This is a genomic window from Plantactinospora sp. WMMC1484 (assembly GCF_049315195.1).
Classification (GTDB): domain Bacteria; phylum Actinomycetota; class Actinomycetes; order Mycobacteriales; family Micromonosporaceae; genus Plantactinospora.
In genome coordinates this window covers 1,573,527-1,593,943 of the sequence record NZ_CP186055.1, presented here as the reverse complement: position 1 = coordinate 1,593,943, position 20,417 = coordinate 1,573,527, and the positions used below count along the sequence as shown (strand labels likewise).

Below are 20,417 nucleotides of genomic sequence, written 5' to 3'. Positions count from 1 at the left end.
GATGGCTGCGGCTGGAAGACTCCCTTCCGGGGAGTCCTCCGGCAGCCGCCACCCACCGGCCGGTCGGCTTCCCGACAGATCCTCGACCGCTGCCCATCCACGGGTCCGCCGGCCCCGAAGACGGGTGGAACGGCGGGATCGGGTTCCTGGGGAGGCGGGGATGACGGCTGGCCGGGCGATCGGTGTCGACGATCCGGAGCTGGTGGGGCGTGCCACCGAGCTGGCATTGCTGGACGCGGCGGTGGCGACCTTACGGGACGGTCGGTCCGTGGTCGTCGAGATCTGCGGCGAGGCGGGGCTGGGCAAGACCCGGCTACTCGCGGAACTCGAACGCCGGGCGGCCGGCGCCGGACTGCTGGTCTGCTCCGGCCGGGCCAGCCAGTTCGAGCAGGGGGTGCCGTTCGGAATCTACGCGGAGATGCTGGAGCCGCTGACCGCCCGGCCGAACGCCGGCACGCTGCCGATCGGCGCCGGCACGCTGCCGATCGGCGCCGGCACGCTGCCGATCGGCGCCGGTTCGCCCGGATCCGGCGACCGGGCGTCGCCGGTGGACCGACCTCGGGTCGCCGCCGGCATCCGGCGGATGCTCGCCGGGTCCACCGCCCCCGGCGTCGCGCTGCTCCTCGACGACGTGCACTGGGCCGACTCGGCCTCCCTGGAACTGACCGAACAGCTCGTCCGGAAACCGCCGCAGGTCCCGTTGCTGCTGGCGGTAACGTTCCGGGGCACGGGCGCGCCGGAACGACTGGTGGACGCCATCGGCCGACTCGGCTCGGCGGCGATGTCGATCGACCTGCCACCGCTGGAGCCGGCCGACCTGGATGCGCTGCTGACCGGCGTACCCCGGCGCCGGCGCGAGCTGATCCGGCGCGCCAGCCTCGGCAATCCCTTGTACATCAAGGCGCTCTCCCGGCTCCCCGACCGCACCCTCGACGAGCTGTCGAGGCTCGCCCGGCAGCACAGCCCGGTCGACCCCGGCTGGCTCGCCGGCTCGCAGCGCCACATCCTGGCCGGGCTCGCCGCCGAGATCACCGCGCAGGAGCAGCCGGTGCAGCGGGTCGCCCACGTCACCGCCGTCGTCGGTGACCACACCACCATCGACCTGGTCGCACACGTGGCGGAGCTGCCGATGCCCGAGGTGGCCCGCGCCGTCGACCAGCTCGGCCGGATGGGCCTGATCGGGGCCGACGGGGCCCGGCTGGCGTACCGGCATCCGCTGATGCGCGCCGCCGCGTACACGCTGACCGGCCCGGCCTGGCGCTTCGAGGCGCACACCCGAATCGCCGCCTACCTGCGCGGCCAGCGGGCATCCCGGCAGGTCGTGGCCTACCACACCGAACAGTCCGCCCGGTACGGCGACGGGGTGGCCGCCGCCATCCTGGTCGAGGCCGGGATCGCCTTCGCGCACGAGGCCCCGGACCAGGCCGCCCGGTGGCTCGGCACCGCGTTGCGGATCATGCCGCACGACGCGGTCCCCGACGACCGGCGCAGCACCGTCACGCTCTGGTACGCCCGAGCCCTCGGCCGCAGCGGTCAACTGGAGCGCAGCCGGGAGCTGCTGCAACAGCTCCGCTCCGCCGCCGGCCCGGTCCGCGTCCAGGCCGAGGCCTTCAGTGTGGCGGTCGCCCGACAGCTCGGTGACTACGCCGAGGCGGCGGCGACGCTGCGCGTACAGCTCGCCCGGGGCGGGCTCGACCCGCTCGGCGAGGCCAAGCTGCGGGTCGAGCTGTCGGCTGTCGACGCGTTCCGGGAGGATCCGGCCGCCGCCGTGCACCACGCGAGACGGGCCCTGGAGTTGCTGGACCGGGACCGGTCGGTGCTGGTCGCCACGGCGCAGACGTTGCTGGCCCTCGGCACGCTCTACGGCGGGGACGCCGCGCTCGCCCGGCGGTATCTCGCGGACGCGGTCGGCACGGTGGATGCGATCGGCGATGCCGACCTGCGCCGCTACGTCGAGATCATGTCGCCGCTGGCGCTGACCGAGATCCAGCTCGGCCACCTCGCCGACGCCGCCCGGCACCTGGCCCGGGCCCGACGGATCCTCGACGCGCTGGGCCCGAGCAGCGCCTCGGCGTACCTGCTCGTCATGGAGACCGCGCTGCACACCCGCACGGGGCGGCTGCCCCGGGCCGTCGAGGCGGCCGACGAGGCGGTCGCCGCCGCCGAACGGGCCAGCAGCGCGGAGATGCGCGCGATGGCGACGGCGGTCCGGCTGCGCCCGCTGCTCTGGACCGCCGGGCCGGCCGAGGCGCTCGCCGTCGCGGACGCGGGCGCCGACCCGCCCCGCTCCAGGGCCTGGTGGCGGACCAGCCGGGTCGAACTCGCCCTCGTCCATGCCGCACTCGGCCACCGGAGCGACGGTCTGGATCTGCTGGCCGACCCGGTGACCCCGCACTCCACGCATCCGCCGACCCTGGTGGCACGCCACGCGATCACCGCGCTCGCCGCCGCCCGTTCGGGAGACCTCGTGACCGCGGAGGAGTCCGGCGACCGGGCGCGGGCCGCCGCCACCGGCCTGGACTACGAGGACGCGCTCGCCGGATTCGCGCGGGCGTTCACGGCGTACCGGCGCGGATGCTGCGGCGAGGCGGTGTCGCTGGCGGCCGGCGCGGCCGACGGCTTCGCGGCGGCCGGCGCGCCGGTGGAGGTCGCCCTGGCACACCACCTCGCGGGCGCCGCGCACCTCGGCGCGGGCGAGACCCGGCCGGGCCGCGAGGCGTTCGACCGCGCCGAGGACGGGTACGCGAGCTGCGGCGCCAGCTGGATGTCGGCGGTGCTCGCCGGCCATCGCGGGGAGGCCCCGACCCCGGCCGCGCGACCGGCTGCCGGCGCCCCGGCCGGCGCGCCGCTCACCGCCCGGGAGCGGGAAATCGCGGAGCTGGTGACGGCGGGCCTGAGCAACAAGGAGATCGCCGCCCGGCTCTTCCTCAGCCGCCGGACCGTCGAGTCGCACCTGGCCCGCGTCTTCGCCAAGCTGGAGGTCCGGTCGCGTACGGCGATGGCCCGTCGCCTCGCCGACCGGCCGGATGAGTAGCCGCCCGGACGGGCACAGACTGAGCCGGCCCGGTCGGGACGGACGCGTGCCGCAGGCATCCGTCGCGGCCGGTTGCGGTAGCCGGTTCGGTATTTTCACGGATCCGTCCGCGCCCCGGGCTCTGCGACCCTGGGCGTCGCCGGTCGAACCCATCCTGACCTCGCCGGTTGAACCCGACCCTCCAGGAGGCATCGAATGACCGCCGTGACGAGCCGGCTGCGGCTGATCGCCTACCCGCTGGCCGGCATCGCGCTCGGGCTGGTGCTCGGCATCGCACCCGCGACCCTCGCCCGCAGCGACCTCGCCTGCTGCACCATTCCGACGCCACCGCCGTGCGCGACGCACCCGGAGATGTGTGCCTGAGAACACGTACCTGCGGGCGTCTCCGCGTACCTGCGGGCGTCTTTGCCCCGGGCCGGACGGCGCGGCGCCGCCCGGCCCGGTGGTGGCGGTCAGGACGTGACGCGGAAGGTGGCGTCCTGCCGGTCCGCGGCGCTGGAACTCGCGCCGAGCGGGTCGATGCGCAGGACGTAGCCGCTGTGCCGCAGGTAGCGGTCCGGGAAGTTGTGGGAGCGGAACGAGCTCCAGGCCGAGTCCGCGAGCCCGGCGGTGCGATGGAAGGTGGCGTCGGCCCGGAAGGTCGAGCTGCTGTCGTTGCGGTCGAGCCGAATCGCGTAGTCGGCGTGCCGCAGGTAAAAGCCGGGGAGGTTCACCGACTCGAAGGAGACCCCGGCCGAGTCGGCGAGGCCGGCGACCATCCGCCACATCTGGTCCTGGTAAGGCTCGAACGGGTACGGGTCGATCCGCCCGATGTTGCTCGCGTGCCGCACGAATCGGTCGGGGAAGTTGGAGGACTTCAGCCGGACCCAGTTCGGTGTCCCCCAGCGACTGACCATGGCATTGTGCTCGCTGTCGGTGATGCCGACGACCGAGCCGTGCTTGGAGTTCAGCGGCGGGGTGTAGTCGCGCTGGTTCAGCACCGACCAGGAACCGCCGGAGACGCTTCCGGTGGACCAGAGGTACATGTCGTTGTTGACAGGGCTGAAGGAGTCGCCCCAGAGCCACCATGCGCCGCCGTCGTTGCGCCGCACCAGGTGCGCCCCCTCGATGGCGTTGCCCTGCCGCAGCCCGGCGGTGTAGGTGGAGAAGCTGTTCGGTGCGCCGGTGCTGGACCGCGCGCCGTAGAGGTTTCCGTTGGAGAGGTTCTTGTAGTACAGGTACGTCGTTCCGCCGTCGACGTGGATGTCGGCGTCGAGCACCGGGAAGCCCGGGCTGAAATAGGTCTGCGGCGAGCTGACGGTGCGGAAGTCGGTCGTGTAGTTGACGAGGAAGAGATCCGTGGTGGTGTTGGCGGAGTAGACGATGCCGTACTGCCCGCGCGCCGCGTCCCAGAAGACCGTCGGCGCCCAGGTGTGCACGTCGCCGTAGGTGTGCATCCGGAGGCGGCGGTAGCCGGTGAAGCTGCTCAGGTTTGTCGAGTCGTACACGTGCAGGTACTGGCTGGTGCGACTGAAATCGGTGCCGGAGAGGTCCGTGGCGACCACCACGAAGGTGCCGTCCTGCTTGCGGAACACGAACGGGTCCCGCAGGCCCCGCTCACCCGCCGTCGGCGTGACGACCGGGTTGTTCTGGTTCAGCGGTGTCCAGTTGAGACCGTCCCGGCTCACCGCGAGGTGCAGGCCGTAGTCGGCACCGGTGAAGTCCGGTGACTCGGTGAAGTAGGTCATGGCGTATGCGGTGTTCGGCGCGGCCAGGGCGGATCGAGGGCTGGCTGCCAGGCCGGTCGCGGTGAACGCGGTGGAGGCGAGGGCGCCCAGGGTGAACTGTCGACGGGTTAGCGCCATGGTGGTGTGACCCTTCTTGTCGACGTGGAGACGCACGTCTATGTGAGCGCTAACATAGCGTCGTCGGCACGTCTCCGCAAGCCCGTGTCCCGGCCCGGCCGCCAGGCGGAGAGGGCGACGGTGAGGAGGCGGGCAGAAGTCTCGGTCGCGCGGATCCACTCGAGAGCGCCGGGCCCGCCGCCGCGCGGGGAAGCGATAGCGAACCTTCGATCGCCCAGGAGGTAGACTGCGGCCGTGACGGGCAAGCCCCCGGATGGCGGCCGGCGTGGCAGGCGCCCAGGCAGACCGACGATGGCCGCGATCGCCCGCCTTGCCGGGGTCTCGACACCGACGGTGTCGAGGGTGCTCAACGGCAGGTCGGGCGTGGCGTCGGAGACCCGGCGTCAGGTGGAGGCCCTGCTCCGCGAGCACGGCTACCGCCGGCCGAACTCGGCCGCACCGGCAGCCAGCGTCGAGGTCGTCTTCTTCGGCCTGGAGGGCCACCTCGCCATCTCGATCATGCGAGGCGTGGAGAGCGTCGTCCGCCGGCAGGACCTCGTGGTGGGCTTCACCGACGTGCTGAGTCGGGCCTCCACCGAACGCCCCTGGGCCGAACAGTTGCTACAGCGCCGGCCGGTCGGGATGATCGCGACACACTCGTCCTTCGCACCGCAGGAACACGCCCTGCTCACCGCCAGCGGCATCCCGATGGTCGCGCTCGACCCGGCCGGGATGCCCCCGGACACGGTCCCGTCGGTGGGCGCGGCAAACTGGAGCGGCGGGGTCGCCGCCGCCCGCCATCTGCTCGAACTGGGGCACCGACGCATCGCCGTCATCGCCGGGCCACTCAAGTCCCTGGTCGCACGCGCCCGGCTGGAGGCCTGCCGGGCCGCGATGGACGCCGCCGGCATACCGCTCGACGACCGGCTCGTCCGCAGCGGCGAATTCTTCTTCGAGAAGGGACTGGCGCTCGGGCAGGACCTGCTCCGCACGGCGGACCGGCCCACCGCGATCCTCTGCGGCAACGACCTGCAGGCGCTCGGCGTCTACGAGGCCGCCCGGCGGGCCGGCATCGCCATTCCCGACGAGCTGAGCGTGATCGGCTTCGACGACCTGGAGTTCACCTCCTGGTGCGGACCGCCCATGACCACCGTCCGGCAGCCGTTCGACGCGATGGGCGCCGCCGCGGCGAGGCTCCTACTCGCGCTCGCCGCCAGTGAGACCCTCGACCACACCCGCGTCGAGTTGCCGACCACGCTGGTCGTACGGGCCAGCACCGCCCCACCGCCCGACCGGTGACCCGTCCCGCTGCCCCGCTGCAACGGACCAGCGGAGAGGCTCCGCACCCCTCTCGATTAATCAGCGCTACGTGGCGCACGTCTCCGCCGCGAAGAGCCTGCCGCCCCTGATGGGACCCTTCGGCGCCAGCACAGCAGACTTTCGGCTGCTCTATTCGGACTCCACGCCCTCAGGGACAGCGACATCCCGCCAGAAAATCACCTGTGCATCAGAATCCTGATCTGCAAGCGACTCATCCAAGGCTGAGTCGTTTACGAGTCGAGGATGACCCCAAACGGCTTGAGTTCCAGCTTGACCCCCATTACGTAAGGCGAAAGTCCAGTTGGCAGGCAGGGCTCCCTCTTCCACTTCGAACAACTCCATCGGATACCAATTGGGTTGCCGCTTGTCGTCCACTAATAGCACAGTGAGCCCCGAGTTGAACAGCGCCATCTCGTAGACGCGATAGCTTTGACCTGGCGTTATGTCAAATCGGGTACGCTCCGTGAAGTAGAGGCCCTGGTAATCCGAGGGCAGCGAGTATCCTTTGTTGGTGCGACATCTGACGATCATCCAACTGCCCGTCACTTGAACTTGAAGTCATCTACTTGCCCAGTAACCATATTCCTAACATAGTGAATCTCAACACCATTAACATTGTTCGACATCTTCACCCAACCATCCTGAGACAGCCATCGCGGATCAGTCATGGTAATGCGAAGCTGCCTACCAGCCGCCGGGTTGGACACCGCCTCGTGCATCGCCATCTGCTCGGTCAGGTTATTCGGAGTCGTACGTCCAGTAGAACCCCGGCCGAGCGGCTTTAGATCGGTTGCGACACCGCTTGAGTCGACCTCGAACCGCGCCGTCGGACCGCACCCTGTGTTGTGTACGAGTACCGGCGTGTTGCCGGCGAGTACATAGTACGTGTGTATGGCGGCTACGGTGAGGTTGTAGACGGTCTCGGTCGTGTTGCGGTCGGCTATTGGCCCGACCACGGCGGGGGTTCCGTCCGCCGCCAGTAGCTGGTCGCCAGGGTCGAGGGCGTCCGCTCGTTGCCACTCATGGTCGGTTTCGTTCCAGAAGGGGTGGTCCTCGGTCGTGGTGAGGGTGGCGCCGCTCACTTCAAGGCCGACGACGTCGTCATCGTGAATCCACAGTTTCGTGACTTCCCGAGCGCCCTCCTCACCGGTTTCGGGATCGGTCGCGAAGACTTCGTCGCCGAGTTCGATCTCGCTGATTGGTTTGGTGCGGCCGTCTGCCATGAGGACTTGGGTGTCACCGCTGAAGCTGCAGAAGGCGGTGCCTGCCTTGTAGCCGAAGGCGTTGGCGTCCCCGATTCCCCCCTTGCCCTGGCCTGCGGCGAGGGCTTTCAGACGGGCGAGGATGGCGGCGCCTTTGGGAAGGTTTTTCAGTCCTCCGATAAGGCCACGGCCTCCCATGGCCTCGACGCCACCGGCTACGGCGGCCAGGATCTCGCCGCCTTCGGTGAGTAGAGCCGGGCAGGGGGACATGCCGCAGTTCCACCGGTAGCCGAGCTCGTTCATGCAGATGGTGTTGCCGGGCCCGTCACCGCACATCAGTTTGACCCACTCGTTGTACGGGTCGACTCCACTCTTCACCGCGTTGCGGGCGGTTGCGCAGCGTGACGCCTTGCCAGGGGCCTGGCAGAAGGGGTTGTCCCCACTGAAGGTTTCCAGGAACAGTTGCTTGTTGCGCTCTCGTATCTCTTCGATGTTGCGGTCGGCTCCGGAGATGCTGCTTGAGCCTTGGCTGGCTGTTCCGCCGGATCCAGTAGAGCCGCCGCCCGTCGACTGACCGACGTCCGCTCCCCAGGTGGGTGAGCAGTGGCCGTTGTCGCAGGCCTGACCGCCGCCGGGGTCGAGACCGTCGGGGTCGGACAGGGTGACGGGGTTGTTGTTGGCGTAGGTGTAGCCGTGGATCTGCTGGGAGTCGGTGAGATCCATGATCGGGTCGACGGAGATGAACCGGCCGATCTGTGGGTCGTATTCTCGGGCGCCGAGGTGGGTCAGACCGGTGTTGTCGCGGGTGCCACCGACGAATCCCTTGTCGTTCGGCCAGGCGGGGTCTGCTCCTCGCGGCGAGCCGAATGGGAGCTGTCGGCGTACTGTCGGGGTTTGGGTGATCGCGGTTACCGCGACCTGGGCGGTGCCTTGTGGGTCTGAGGTGAGCCAGCTGAGTTCACCGTTGGTACGGGATGCGACGATGGCGCCGCCGTGTGTGTAGTAGCGGGTGCAGACATTGGCGTTGGTGGCATAGGTGTGGCGAATTTCCTGACCGGGCAGGTAGAGCGTCTTGCCGGTCGGATCCCGGCGGATGAGGCGGTTGCCGTCTGCGTCGTAGATGTAGCGGGTTTCGCCGGTGTCATCGGTGCTGGTCTCGACGTGGCCCTCCGGGTCCCACGTCAGGGTTTGAGCGCCCGTAGAGCTGGGTCGTGTGCGGGTGTTGCCGGTGGCGTCGTAGGTGTAGCTGCCGGTTGCGGCGCCGCTGGTGGAGGTGAGGGTGTGTGGTTGTGGACTGCCCGCTGGGGGGTAGTGGTATGTGGTGGTGGCGTTTCCGGACGGGCCGTGCACAACCTGGGTCTGCCGGTTACCGACCTTGTCGTAGGTCCACTCGTGCCAGTAGGGGGCAGGGCCGCCGAGCGTGTTCGCGTCCGGCGTAGCGCAGGTACCGCTCGCTGGTGTCCAGGCGTGGCGTAGCCGTCGGTGGTGGTCGTACTGGAAGCACTGGGTGTCGTCGGTCGGGTCGGGTGTGGTGTCTTTGATCTGGGTGATGTTGCCCGCGGGATCGTAGCTGTAGCGGACGTCGGCCAGTCCGTGTGGGCTCGCCGAGTCGCGGTTGGTGAGGATTCCGGTGAGCCGGCCGGTTTCGAGTTCGCGGTTGAAGGCCTGTTCGACGCGGCCTCCGGTTCCGGTGTGCAGGATGACTTGGTCGGTCTGGCCGAGGGCGTTGTAGTCGGTGCGGGTGACGTAGCTGGCGTTGAGATTGCCGTAGAGCGTGTGCAGGGTGCTGGGCAGCCCCAGGTCGGTGTAGCCGTAGCTGAGGGTTTCCGCGGGTAGGTCGCTGTTGGTGCCGGGCATGGTGAGTGCTGCCGGGGAGCCGTCGATGTTCCAGGTGTTGTCGAAGGTGTAGGTGCCGGCGAGGCCGGTTTCCGTTGCCGGGATGACGACCTGGGTGCCCTCGGGCTCGTAGGTGTCGGTGTAGCCGGTGACCTTGACCGCGTAGAGAGCGGAGCCGATCAGTCTCGTGGACTGTGTGAGGTGTCCCTTGGCGAGGGTGTCGTAGATCCATTGCGCGCGTGTCGGGCCGCCGACCTGGTTTTCGAACACCGCCCGCTTGCGGTTGAGTTGGTCGTACAGGTAGGCGAGCTTGTTGCCCTCGGCGTCAGTGCTGGTGGTGATCCTGCCCGCGTTGTCGTAGGTGAGCGTGGTCCGACCCTTGTCGGGGTCGTTGATCTCCGTTTGCCGTCCGCGGATGTCGTACTTGTAGGTCCACTTGTTGCCGGCGGGATCCGAGACCTCGGTGAGTTGACCCTTGCGGTCGAAGGCGTAGGCGGTGGTGTCCCAACTGCCGTTGGTGGCCGGGGTCGGGGTCGGGCCGTGGTATTGCCGTAGGTGGCTGGTGCGGCCGTGGACATCGACGATCATGGAAAGGGCGGTGCCGCCGTTAGGGGGTGTGGAGTCGATACGGTCTCCGGCGTGGTAGGTGCTGGTGCGCCACCGTTCGACACCGTAGGGCTGGAAGATCGCGGCGGTGACGCGGCTCAGACCGTCGTAGTCGTTGCGGTTCTGGGTCGGCACCTTGTCGTTTTCGGTGGCCGTCTCCAACGTTGTGCCGGCGGTCCCGAGTGCGTGGTAAGGACTGTAGGTGAGGACTTCCCGGCCGGCGGTGTCGTAGAACGTGTCGGTGAGCAGCCGTCCGCCGGACGGGGAGGTGTTCTGGGTCTGCCGGGCCCGCAGCAGGCCGTCGTAGAGGTTGTATGTGGTGATGTAGTTGCCTGCGGCGTTGAGCCGTGAGGTGGACACGGCGGTGGCGGCGGTAGTACTGAGGTGATAGCCGAAGGTGGCGTTCGCGCTGTCCGTGCCCTTGGTTCTGCCGGGCAGCCAGACGGCGGTGAGGCGGCCGAGGCCGTCGTAGGCGAAGTCGGTGCGCTTGCTGTTCGGGTCGACGATCGTTGTCGAGTGGCCCCACGCCGGGTTGATGGTCGTCGTGGTGGCGTGCGCCATCGGGTTGGTGATCTTGGTCGCGGTGACCGGGCCGTCGGCTGCCGGGGTGTACTCCGTCTTCGTCTCATAGTTCATGGCGTCCCATGACGAGGTCGTCCGGCCGTGGACGTCGTGGACGGCGCGGCCCTTGGTGGCGAAGGTTGGTGCGCCAGCGTTCCAGGCTGTCATTTCGTCGGTACGGGTCACCAGGCCCCGGGATGGTGCCACCTCGAACTCGTGGTTGTCGTAGAAGGTTCGGGCCTCGCCCATGACGTCGTCGTCGCTGAGGGTGCCGGTGGTGGCGGAGCATTGGGTCGCGTAAAGCTGGACGCGGTGAACGCGGTCCATCATCCAGCTGTCCGTGTTGCGGGGGGTGTAGTCGTACTTGGTGCATTGTTCGTCGCCGGGAACGCCGTCCTGGCCGAGGTTGTCGATGCTGGTGGCCATGCCGTAGCTGTCGTATCCGGTGGTGGTCGTGGTGGATCGTTCGCCACGTCCGGCGTCCAGGACGGTGAACTTCTGTACGGTGGCGACCCGGTTGTATCGGGCGGTGACGGTGTCGCCGTTGATGGTGCGGGTGGCGGTCGCCGGTGACGGCCAGGGGACGTTCGTCTCGCGTGAGACGACGGGGCCTGTCGGGCCGTTGAAGACCTTGGTCTCCCGGGTCATGCCGGCGTACCAGTCTTCGTCGTTGATGCCGTCGATTTTGGTCGTACGGGTGCCGCCGCTGGGTGCGGCGCGGTCGCCGTACATGCCGCGGAAGTAGCGGATTTCGGTGTAGGTCTGTTCGCCGGGATCGCCGACGGTGACGGCGACTTTGCCGTAGCCCCGGTAGTCGGACCAGGTCTTGTATTTCTTGTCGATAAGGCCGTCGTCGTCGGTGTAGTGCCAGGCGGCGCCGTCGAGATAGTCGTACCGGTAGACGACTCGAGGGCTGCCCTGGGGTGGGGTGCCGCCCGTGTTGTCCTGTTCGTAGATGCTGGTGACGACGTATTTGTGGAACCAGTCGTCGGTGACCGGGCTCTGGTAACCCTCTGGTTCCCAGATCACGGGGTAGCAGCGGCGGGTGTTGGTGTGTGGTGTCGGCATGGGTTGCCCGGCTTTGCAGTCTTCGGCCGAGTAGTTGACGCTGATCGTCCCGCCGGTTTCGTTGCGGATCCTGGTGATCCGCATCCAGTTCATCGCGGCGGCGAAGTCTCCGGTGGCGTCGACCCGGTTCGCCAGCTGTACCCAGGTGAACTCGATGTCGGGCACGGTGGTGGTGCCGCCGACGAGCCCGGCGTGGGAGATCTTGTCGAGCCAGAGGCCGGCTCGGGTGCCGTCACCAGGGTCGGGGAACGAGTGGGTGAGGGTCCACCGTTCGACGTTGGTGTAGCCGCTGCCCTGCCGGACCTGGGTGGTCACCGTCGACAGGCGCTTGGTGGACCAGAAGGTGGGCTGCAGGTCGTCGGTGCATGATGCGCCGGAGCATTCCTGGTCCCAGGGAGTATCCGGCCAGCGGACCTCGTTGTGGGTGCCGCAGCTGCTCAGGCAGCGGTCGGCCTCCTGGAAGTCGACCCGCAGCGGAGCGGGGGTGGTGTGTACGGAGTCGACGCCGTTGACCTGGCGAGTGCCGTAGTCGATCCGGTCGAGCCACCCGCCGCGGTGGTAGGTGGCGTCGTCGTCGGGGTCGAAGTTGCGTCCGTACTTGTTCGACTCCTGCTTGTACCAGTAGGAAATCGAGTTCCCGGAGGGGTCGACGACGTAGTCCAGGTTCCACCGCCAGGCCTGCACGCAGTCCGAGTCGGCGAACGCGCTCGCGTGGCAGGGCTCGTTGGGCTCGTTGCCGAAGACGGGGACGGTCAGGGTGGAGTTCGTCACCGGCTTGTCGGTCGTCCAGCCCGGTAGCCGGTTGAGGCCGAACCAGTACTGCACGCCGTCGGGGGCGGTGACGACCCAGTGTTCGCCGTTGTTGTCGCCGTTGCTGGCGCCGGTCTCGCGCCGGATCCGGGATCCGTCGTCGCTGCGCAGGTGCCAGCGTCCCTCGCTTGCGTTGTAGATGAGTTCGCCGGAAACCCCGTTGAGGGAGAGGATGGCGTTGTCGGTCTCCCAGCACAGGTCGCCGGTCTTACGGTCGTTGTTTGCCGAGGGGTTCGACACGTCCCTGATGTCCTGGGCGCAGGCTTTGTAACGGCGCTCGATGAAGCCGCCCGAATCAATCTCGAATCCCTCTCCGATCCAGGAGGGCTGGTTGTTCGAGGCGGCGTGCCGGCCGTCGACCGACTGGGACGAGTAGCTCAGGGCGACGACCGGAGCGGTGCCGCCGGGTGCTGGCGGGGTCCGCATCGGATACGACCAGGTGAACGCTCCGGAGTTCCCTCCCGCCGTCCAGGTTGAGGAGGCTTGCAGAGACGTGGCGGAGTAATCGCCGGCGGGACCGGACGGCGCCGCCGAGAGGGCGAGGAGGGTGTCGGTGGCGGTGACCGGCACGGTCGCCGCCACCGTTCGGGCGGCGACATTGTTCCGCGACGGCAGCGACGTACCGACACACCCCTTGTCCCAGGGTGTGGTCAGCGCGCACGGAGGAAGGGAGAGAAGGCGCAGCCGGCTGGCCCAGTCACCGCCGAATGCGGTCGCGAACGGACGGTAGTCGACCGTGAAGTCGGCGTGTCCGACGGTGGTGACTCCGTCGGCGCGGGCGACACGCATCAGCAGGCCCTGAACCGATGCTCGGTCGGTCGCCGCCCGGTCGAGGACCTCGACCCGGATCTTCTCAGGAACTGCGGCGGTGGCCTGACGCGCCGTTTCCGGTGCCGCCACGCGGATCGGCAGGCCGCCTGCCTGTTGCGGTTCACCGACTCGGCGGGCGGTGGCCAGGTCGACAACGGCGGTGCCGGCGGAGGGCCACGCAGGTGCCGGTTTGTCGCCCGCCATCGGGCCTCGCTTGGAGGCGGGTACCGGGTTGGGCTTGACCTTGGTGGTGGGCACCGTTGGTACGGGTGTCGCCGACCATGGCGTCCGGTCGTCGGCTGGCTCGGCGTGAGCGGGCGGTGCGTGCAGGATGCCTGCGGCGAGGGAGGTGACAAGCGCCGCCGCGACTGCGGACCGGCGTGCTCGGGGCCCGTGTGCCAGTTTTCGGGTCGGCAGTGGTCGGGGTTGTGTGGACGGCGTCGACGTCACCGGGGCCTCCGGGGTGCGGGCTTTCAGCGGATGGACTGGTGTCGGGGTGCTGGTCAGGGGGTGGGTGGGGTGATCCGCACCCCGAGGCCGGGTCGGAGGACCGGTTGCCGGTAGGTGTACTGCAGGGCGTGGGTGCCGGTGGCGTTTTCGATGCCGATCGTGGCGCCGCCGCCCTGTTCGAGGAAGGTGCCGTCGTGGTCGGTGTAGGCGAAGCTGTAGCCGCCGGTTTCGTGGAAGATCGCCTGGAAGGTGATCCGGGTCAGTGGGTCCTCGTAGGAGTGGACGTTTCGCCACTCGACGACGTACTCACGGTTGGGCGCGCTGCCTCGGGTGGTGGTGCGGACGCTGGCGTTCGCGTCGACGACCCAGTCGTGCCAGAAGGGGTAGACGGCGGCGTTGGGTTCCTCGGGGTTGTCCGGGGACGGGATCGGCCACGCGTCGGGTGAGGGTTCGCCGGGGTTGACGAAGGTGACGAGGCCGTTGGTGTCGACCCAGCCGGTGGTGTACGCCTGCCCGTACAGATTGATCGGGAACGGCAGGCTGGTCTGGGTGTAGGCGTCGTCGCCGGTGAGGGGCAGGACGGTGGTGTTGGCGGGGGTGTAGGGCACCGGTTGCTCGGCCAGAATGTAGCCGGAGTGGGGCGGGGTGGCGGCGTTGGTGAAGTCGACGGTGTGTTGGGTGTTGGTGCCGATGGTGACCTGCTGGACCGCCGATCCTTTGCAGCTGCCGATCGGTGTGGTGGCAACGACGGCGTAGGTGCCGGCCGGCACGTTGGCGATTTGGTAGGAGCCGTTGGCGGCGCTGGTGGCGGTCAGTCCGGCTGCGGTGATCGTGGCGCCGCCGGTCGGGGTTCCCTGGCAGGTGACGGTGCCGGTGATGGTGCCCTGTCCGGGCGGGCTGGGGCGGAAGGTGATGCCCTGGCCGGTGGTGAGGGCGGCTTCGCGGTGCAGGTATTGGAAGGCGATGCTGCCGGCGCCGTTCTCGATGCCGACGGTGGCTGTGGAGCCGCGCTCGCGGGCGTTGCCGGCGGTGATGTCGGCGTAGGCGAAGGTGATTTGCCCGTTTTCCTGGAAGATCACCTCGAAGGTGGTCCGGGCGGCGGTGTCGCCGGCGAGGTGGACGTTGCGCCATTCGACGACCCATTGCCGGTTGGGGGCGGTGCCGCTGGTCTTCGTGGCGATCCGGGCCTGGGAGTCGACGACCCACTTGTCCCAGTGCACGTAGACGGCGGCGTTGGGCACTCCTTCGGCGGCCGGAGACGGGATGGGGCTGGAGGTGCTGCCGATCCAGCCGAAGTACAACGGGTCCTTGAACGTCACAAGGCCGCTGGAGGCGATCCAGGCCGAGGTGTACGTCTGCCCGTACAGCTTGACCGGGAACGGCGGGTTCTTCTGCCATACGGTGTCGGTGCCGGACCAGCCCTCGACGATGTCGCCGGGGATGAACGTCTGGGCGCCGGTGGTGCACGTGTAGCCGCCTTCGTCACCATCGACCATGACGGAGAGGTCGACGTCGGACGTGCCGCCCGGGTGGTTGACGATCTCCTTGGCGTACTGGCCGGCGCAGCGGTTGTCGCCGGTCGAGGCGGTCATCGTGTATTCGCCGACGGGCAGATTGGTGAACTGGTAGCTGCCGTCGGTGCCGGTGGTGGCGGTCCTGCCGCCCGGGTTGAGCGTCACGGTCGCTCCCGCCACGGGGCTCGAGGTGACCGCCGTGGTCAGGGTGCCGCTGACGGTGCCACGCGGGGCGGGGGTATACGTGACCGACAGGTTCGAGGTCAGTGCCGCCGTATGGGAGGAATACTGTGCCGCGACGGTGCCGGAGGCGTTCTCGATCCCGACGGTGGCTGCGCCGCCCTGCTCCCAGGTGGTATCGAGGGTGCCGTAGTGGAAGGCGATCCGACCGTCCTCGTAAAAGATCACCTCGAAGCTGAGCCGGTCGGCGGGAAAGTCGAAGAGCCGGGCGTTCCGCCACTCGATCACAAAGGAGCGGTTCGGCGCCGTCCCCGACGTCTGGGTCCACATGCTGGCAGAGGCGTCGATGTAGAGGTCGTCCCAGAACGGTGCCACGACCGCGTTCGGAGCGTTCCGGTTCGGCATGGCCATGTTGTTCCACAGGCTGCCCGCCGCTGGGGCCGGGCCGAAGATGACCACGCCCTCGGTGCTCACCGTCGCCGACGAGAAGGTACCGCCGTGCATGGTCACCGGGAACGGGAAGCCGACGGTCGTGGTCGCGGCGTCGCCGCTCAGCGCGAGCGGGTTGGTCGCGGTCACGTAGCCGCCTCCGCCGGTGGAGCAGGCGTAGCCGAGGCCGCCGTAGTCCGGGCCGTACTGGAGGTTGCGGACGGTGTCAGCGGAGAGTTCGACCTGGGCTTGCGCGACGTGCGGGCACCGCCCGGTGGTGTTGGAGGTGACGGTGTAGCTGTCCGCGACCAGGTCGTCGAACCGCCACGCTCCACCGGCGCCGGTCGTAGCCGTCAAGCCGGTGGGATCCAGGGTCACGGTGGCACCGACGACCGGGGTGCCGGCCGCGTTGACCAGGGTGCCGGACAGGTCGTACACCTCGATCGGGCTACCGACCTCGGGGTGGTCGAAGCTGATCGCCCGGCCGGCGGCCAGCACCGGCTCGCCCGCGGAGTAGGACAGGCCGTCCTCACCGGCTGGTCCCTCGATGCCCACCGCGGCGTGCGCGCCCCGTTCGGCGTCGTTGTCGAGCTGGTCGTAGTTGGTGGTCACGGTGCCGTCGGGGGCCAGGATCACCTCGAAGGAGAGCCGCTGGCTGGAGTTGGCCTTGCGATGCACGTTGCGCCACTCGATGACGAACCGTTCGTCGGCTCCGGAGCCGCTCGTCGTGGTCCGGACGCTGGCCGAGGCGTCGACGACCAGGTCGTCCCAGAACGGCGCGACGAGGGCGTTCGGGCTGGCCGGTGCCGGCAGCTGACCGCCGGTGTACGGGTGGGAGCCGCCCGGGTCGTCGAACGACAGCAGCCCGTTGGTGTCCACCCAGGCGCGCAGGTACGCCTGACCGTAGAACGGGAACGCGAACGGCAGCCCCACCTCGTACACGGCGTTGTCGCCGGTCAGCGGAACGACGGTGCCGGCAGCGGTGAACGGACTCACCTGCTCGGCGCAGGTGTAGCCCTGCCCGTCGGTGTAGGGGAACAGGTAGAGGTCCCAGGACACGTCCGGACCGGAAACGTCGACCGTCACACTGCCGGACAGGCCGCAGCGCCCACCATGATTACCGGACAGCGTATAGGTTCCCGGCTGGAACCCGGAGAACGTATAGCCGCCGTTGACACCGGTCACCATCTGCCGCCCGCCCGGCTCGAGGCGCACAGTGGCCCCGACCACCGGCTCGAACGTCGTCCCGTCGATCACGGTCCCGGAGAGGCTCGCCGCCGCCGTCACCGTGAACTGTGCCCGCGCCATACTGCCGACCCGGTTACCGTCGTCCACCGCGACCACATGAAGCGACCGGTCCCCCAGCACGCTTCCCACGTTGACCGACACGGTCACCGTGCCGCCCGGGGCAGGCACCGTCACCTCGGTGCCCAGACTCGTGTCGCCGACGCTGTAGCGGAACCTCGTCACGTTCACGTCGCCGCCGGCGTCGAACCTGACGGCGAGTTGGCCACCGGACGGGGCCTCGGTGCCGTTGGGGAAGGTGACCGCCGGTGGCAACGGCACCGCCATCTCGGCGATCTTCGCCGGGGTTTCGGCGTAGTTGTAGACCCGGACATCGTCGACCGCACCGGTGAAGAAGCTGTCGTCACCACCGTTCCACCGGCGCTTGCCGACCGTCACATTGCTCGTCGCGTTGAAGCCGCCGGTCAACGTGGCGGTCGTGCTCTGTGCGACGCCGTTGACGAACAGTGTCAGCGTGCGGGTCGACGCTTCGTACACGCCGGCCAGGTGGGTCCACTTCCCCGCCACGGGAGCGGCGTCGGACGACGCCGCGTACAGCGACGGATTGTCCGCATCGGCTCCTGTCATCGTGAACCGCCACCGGTTGCCGCTGCCGGCATAGCTCAACGCATACGAAAAGGTACGCGTCCCGTTGGCGGCCAGCACGATCTGCTGGGCGGTGCCGGTCGGTGAGGTGATCCTGGCCCAGGCACTCACCGTGAAACTCGCATCGGTACGTACCGGCACCGACGCACCCGTGTCCGGGTGCACAGTCACGACGGACCCGGTCCGGGTCGCGGACGTACCACCGTTGAGGCCCAGCGCCGTACCCACACCGGCCCGGCCCGGTATCCGGGCCGCCGAAGCGCCGAGCGTCGCGGTGTTGCCGTGCCCGCTCACATCGACGGCGTCGCCGCTGGCCTCCTCGAACGTCCACTGGGCCGCCGGGCCCGAACCCGCACGCACGTTGAACGTGTAGATCTGCGGTGTCGCGGAGAACCTGCCGGCGTGGTCCTTCGCCCATACCCGCAGGACGTTGCTTCCGTCATGCGCCGGCCGGACCGTCAGCGACGCTCCGTAGTCCGTCGCGCGGGCCGGTACCGTCTGCGCCGCGTTCAACACGCCTGAATCGAGGGTCCACGCGTACTCCTTCACCTCGTGCGGGCGTATGGGGGGCGGTGCGATCTCGAAGACACCCGGCAGACCGACCGCTCCGTGTGGGGTACTCCCGGCCGGGTAGTCAACCGAGCCGACGCTGCCGGGTGTCGGTGGCGGGGTGGCGTCGACGGTGAACTCACACGTACCCGACCAGCCCCCGTAGTGCGAGCCGTCGTAGGTGCGGGACTGCCACACGTACGTGCCACCATCGACGAGCCTGCCGGCGGGGATCGCCTTCGACACCACCGACGGGTTACCCGACGCCTGCGACACCTTGTCCGTCTCGTTCCGCGAGCCGCCGAGCGGCCACCAGTAGAACCAGGAGGTCAGCGACTGCTGCGACGAGTCCGGGTCGGAATGCTTACCGGCCAGAATCGGGGTCGTGGTCAGCACGTACGGCCTGGCGACGCCCGTCGCGCAGGCCTTCCCGTCCGACTTCCGGTCCGCCAGGGCGTTCGGGTCAGTGTTGTAGGTGATCGCGAGCTTCGGCGACGAATGGTTGAACCGCTTCCACTGATTCTTCGTCCCCTCGTCGATCGCCCGCAGACCCACCGTCAGCGTGGACGCGTTGCTCGACGCCACCTTCGCCACCATCGAGGTCACGTTGAACTCGATGGTGCCCGTTCCGAGGCAACCGTGCGCCGCCCCGTACTTCCGGTTCCCCGGCGTCTGCGCGGTAAGGTTGCTGTACCAGCTCGGCTGCTTGTTCCAGGTGGTGCCAGAGGAGATTGTCCCGGTCATCCACAATTTCGCGTTCGACTTCGGACTACACGTCCAGGCATGTCGCTGCTCGATTCGGAACTCCGCCCCCAAAATGCGCTTGCCCCGCACGGCCGAGGTGTTCATCCGGAACAGCGACCGGATGATGTGATCGGCACACCCGGAACAGTCCTCGGTACGCCCGGCACCGGCAGAACCGTAGGTCGACCCGTTGGTCAACGCCGACGAGTTCTGCCAGAACGAACTCGACTTGTGCTTACTCCACACCGACGTCCACGCGTTGGACGAGATACCCCCGGTCCACGACGGGTCGATGAAGATCGGCAGCTCGGTGCGTGGATCGGTGAGCATCCTGCGGTCCGGCACGATCACCAGGCCGTCACCATCGACGCGCACCGGCATGGCCGCACGCCGTACCCGCTCGGCGGGCCACGCCGGTCGTGGAGCTTCCCTCGTCCCCTGGGTCCGCTCTGGTTTGCGCTGCGCCTGTTCGTCCTCCTGGGGCTTGGAGGACGTAGCCGCTGTCGTGCCGTCCGTGGTCGAGGAGTCCCACATCAGGGGCGCAGGCGCGGTGAACACCGTCCTACCGGCCACGTCACGGGCTGCCAGGCCCCCGCCATCCGCGGTCGCGACCGTCACGTTCCTCGTCGTCAGGCCGAACCTCAGTTCCGCAACCCTCGAACTCGCCGCGGCCTCCCGCGATCGGACCACCAACACCTCGGAGAACCCCAGAGCGTGTGCGGTCACCTGCAGATCCACGTCCGGCAGCACATTTCGGTAGACGGCGGTGGAGCCCTGCACAACGGGCTCCGGCAGCCGCCCCGGCCACGAGACCGCCAACTCCCGATCACCGTCACGCAGACGGGCAAACGGTCCATCACCACCGGCCGAGAAGACCACGGGCAGCACTGATGCCTTCGGCGCCAGCCCTTCCGCCGATCGTTTCAACGTCGTGTCCACCGGCACCCATGACGAGCCCTTCCGGACCCGGACCGGCTCGATCCCCTGCTCCAACGTGCGGGAACCGTCGACGTTCAGGAATGTCTGTGAGTACTCCGTCCGGTCGGAAAGGATCTCAACCCGTCGGTCACACACTGCGACCATGCTCCGCGCCGCCTCGGCATCGGCTTGCTCATCGACGCACTCTGACCGGGTATCCGCCGGTGGCGGATCGGCGACAGCCGGAGATGCGGCAACCACAACGACACCTGAAGTCACCGCCCCGACCGCCATTGTCGCCAGTAGCCGCGAGAGCCGCCTAGAGCCAAAAATCGACGAGAAACGGACATGGCCAGCATGCATGGGAACCCCCCGCAAGACAACCCACAGCAATGGCGCGATCACTGTATCGAGTTGTGGGATCTTGGTCAATATAGCGAGGGGTCAATCAGAGATCGGGCGAATCGCTACCGAATTAGGAGGTTTGATCAGCAAGAGGAACTCGGCGATGGAGCACCACTCGATAGTCAGAAGTCGGCATCAAGTAATCCGCACCTAGATCAACTACCACGTTGAAGGGCTGAGGGTTCGCATCGTCACGCCGGGTCTTGGGTCGAGGGTCATACCGGTGTTGGCGTGGAGCCCGGCGAGGAGATCGGTCTGTTGCTGACAG

The 20,417-nt window shown here is 68.6% G+C and carries 7 protein-coding genes; 3 read left to right on the top strand and 4 right to left on the bottom strand.

The genetic code is table 11. From position 1 onward, the window contains the following. Positions 1-160: 160 nt before the first annotated feature. Both ACN28C_RS06985 and ACN28C_RS06980 read left to right on the top strand, forming a co-directional pair. Positions 161-3,034: an ATP-binding protein gene (locus tag ACN28C_RS06985; protein ID WP_422772732.1), complete on the top strand. Its 2,874-nt coding sequence runs from the start codon at positions 161-163 to the stop codon at positions 3,032-3,034. Positions 3,035-3,229: 195 nt separating this feature from the next. After that, a complete protein-coding gene (locus ACN28C_RS06980) occupies positions 3,230-3,397 on the top strand; it encodes a hypothetical protein (RefSeq protein ID WP_422772731.1) in 168 nt (55 codons plus the stop codon). An 89-nt stretch (positions 3,398-3,486) separates the two neighbouring features. Here ACN28C_RS06980 and ACN28C_RS06975 read toward each other — a convergent pair whose 3' ends face one another. Continuing rightward, positions 3,487-4,914: a glycoside hydrolase family 43 protein gene (locus ACN28C_RS06975; RefSeq protein WP_422772730.1), complete on the bottom strand. Its 1,428-nt coding sequence runs from the start codon at positions 4,912-4,914 to the stop codon at positions 3,487-3,489. A 255-nt stretch (positions 4,915-5,169) separates the two neighbouring features. On the opposite strand from ACN28C_RS06975, the gene ACN28C_RS06970 reads away from it, so the two are divergent. After that, complete coding sequence (locus ACN28C_RS06970) at positions 5,170-6,156, top strand: LacI family DNA-binding transcriptional regulator (protein WP_422772729.1); 987 nt, start codon at positions 5,170-5,172, stop codon at positions 6,154-6,156. Positions 6,157-6,306: 150 nt separating this feature from the next. On the opposite strand, the gene ACN28C_RS06965 is transcribed toward ACN28C_RS06970, so the two are convergent. The 3 genes from ACN28C_RS06965 to ACN28C_RS06955 form a co-directional block, all read right to left on the bottom strand. After that, a complete protein-coding gene (locus tag ACN28C_RS06965) occupies positions 6,307-6,588 on the bottom strand; it encodes a hypothetical protein (protein WP_422772728.1) in 282 nt (93 codons plus the stop codon). A gap of 131 nt (positions 6,589-6,719) precedes the next feature. After that, positions 6,720-13,328, bottom strand: a complete 6,609-nt coding sequence (locus ACN28C_RS06960) for a polymorphic toxin-type HINT domain-containing protein (RefSeq protein ID WP_422772727.1) — start codon at positions 13,326-13,328, stop codon at positions 6,720-6,722. 245 nt (positions 13,329-13,573) lie between these two features. Continuing rightward, the gene (locus ACN28C_RS06955) at positions 13,574-20,176 is read right to left on the bottom strand and encodes a carboxypeptidase regulatory-like domain-containing protein (RefSeq protein WP_422772726.1); all 6,603 of its coding nucleotides are present in this window, start codon (positions 20,174-20,176) and stop codon (positions 13,574-13,576) included. Between the last annotated feature and the right edge of the window lie 241 nt (positions 20,177-20,417).

Bases quoted from the DNA above. Each gene is read 5' to 3' on its own strand.
- ACN28C_RS06985 (WP_422772732.1), top strand. From the start codon at position 161: ATGACGGCTGGCCGGGCGATCGGTGTCGACGATCCGGAGCTGGTGGGG.
- ACN28C_RS06980 (WP_422772731.1), top strand. From the start codon at position 3,230: ATGACCGCCGTGACGAGCCGGCTGCGGCTGATCGCCTACCCGCTGGCC.
- ACN28C_RS06970 (WP_422772729.1), top strand. From the start codon at position 5,170: ATGGCCGCGATCGCCCGCCTTGCCGGGGTCTCGACACCGACGGTGTCG.
- ACN28C_RS06965 (WP_422772728.1), bottom strand. From the start codon at position 6,588: ATGGCGCTGTTCAACTCGGGGCTCACTGTGCTATTAGTGGACGACAAG.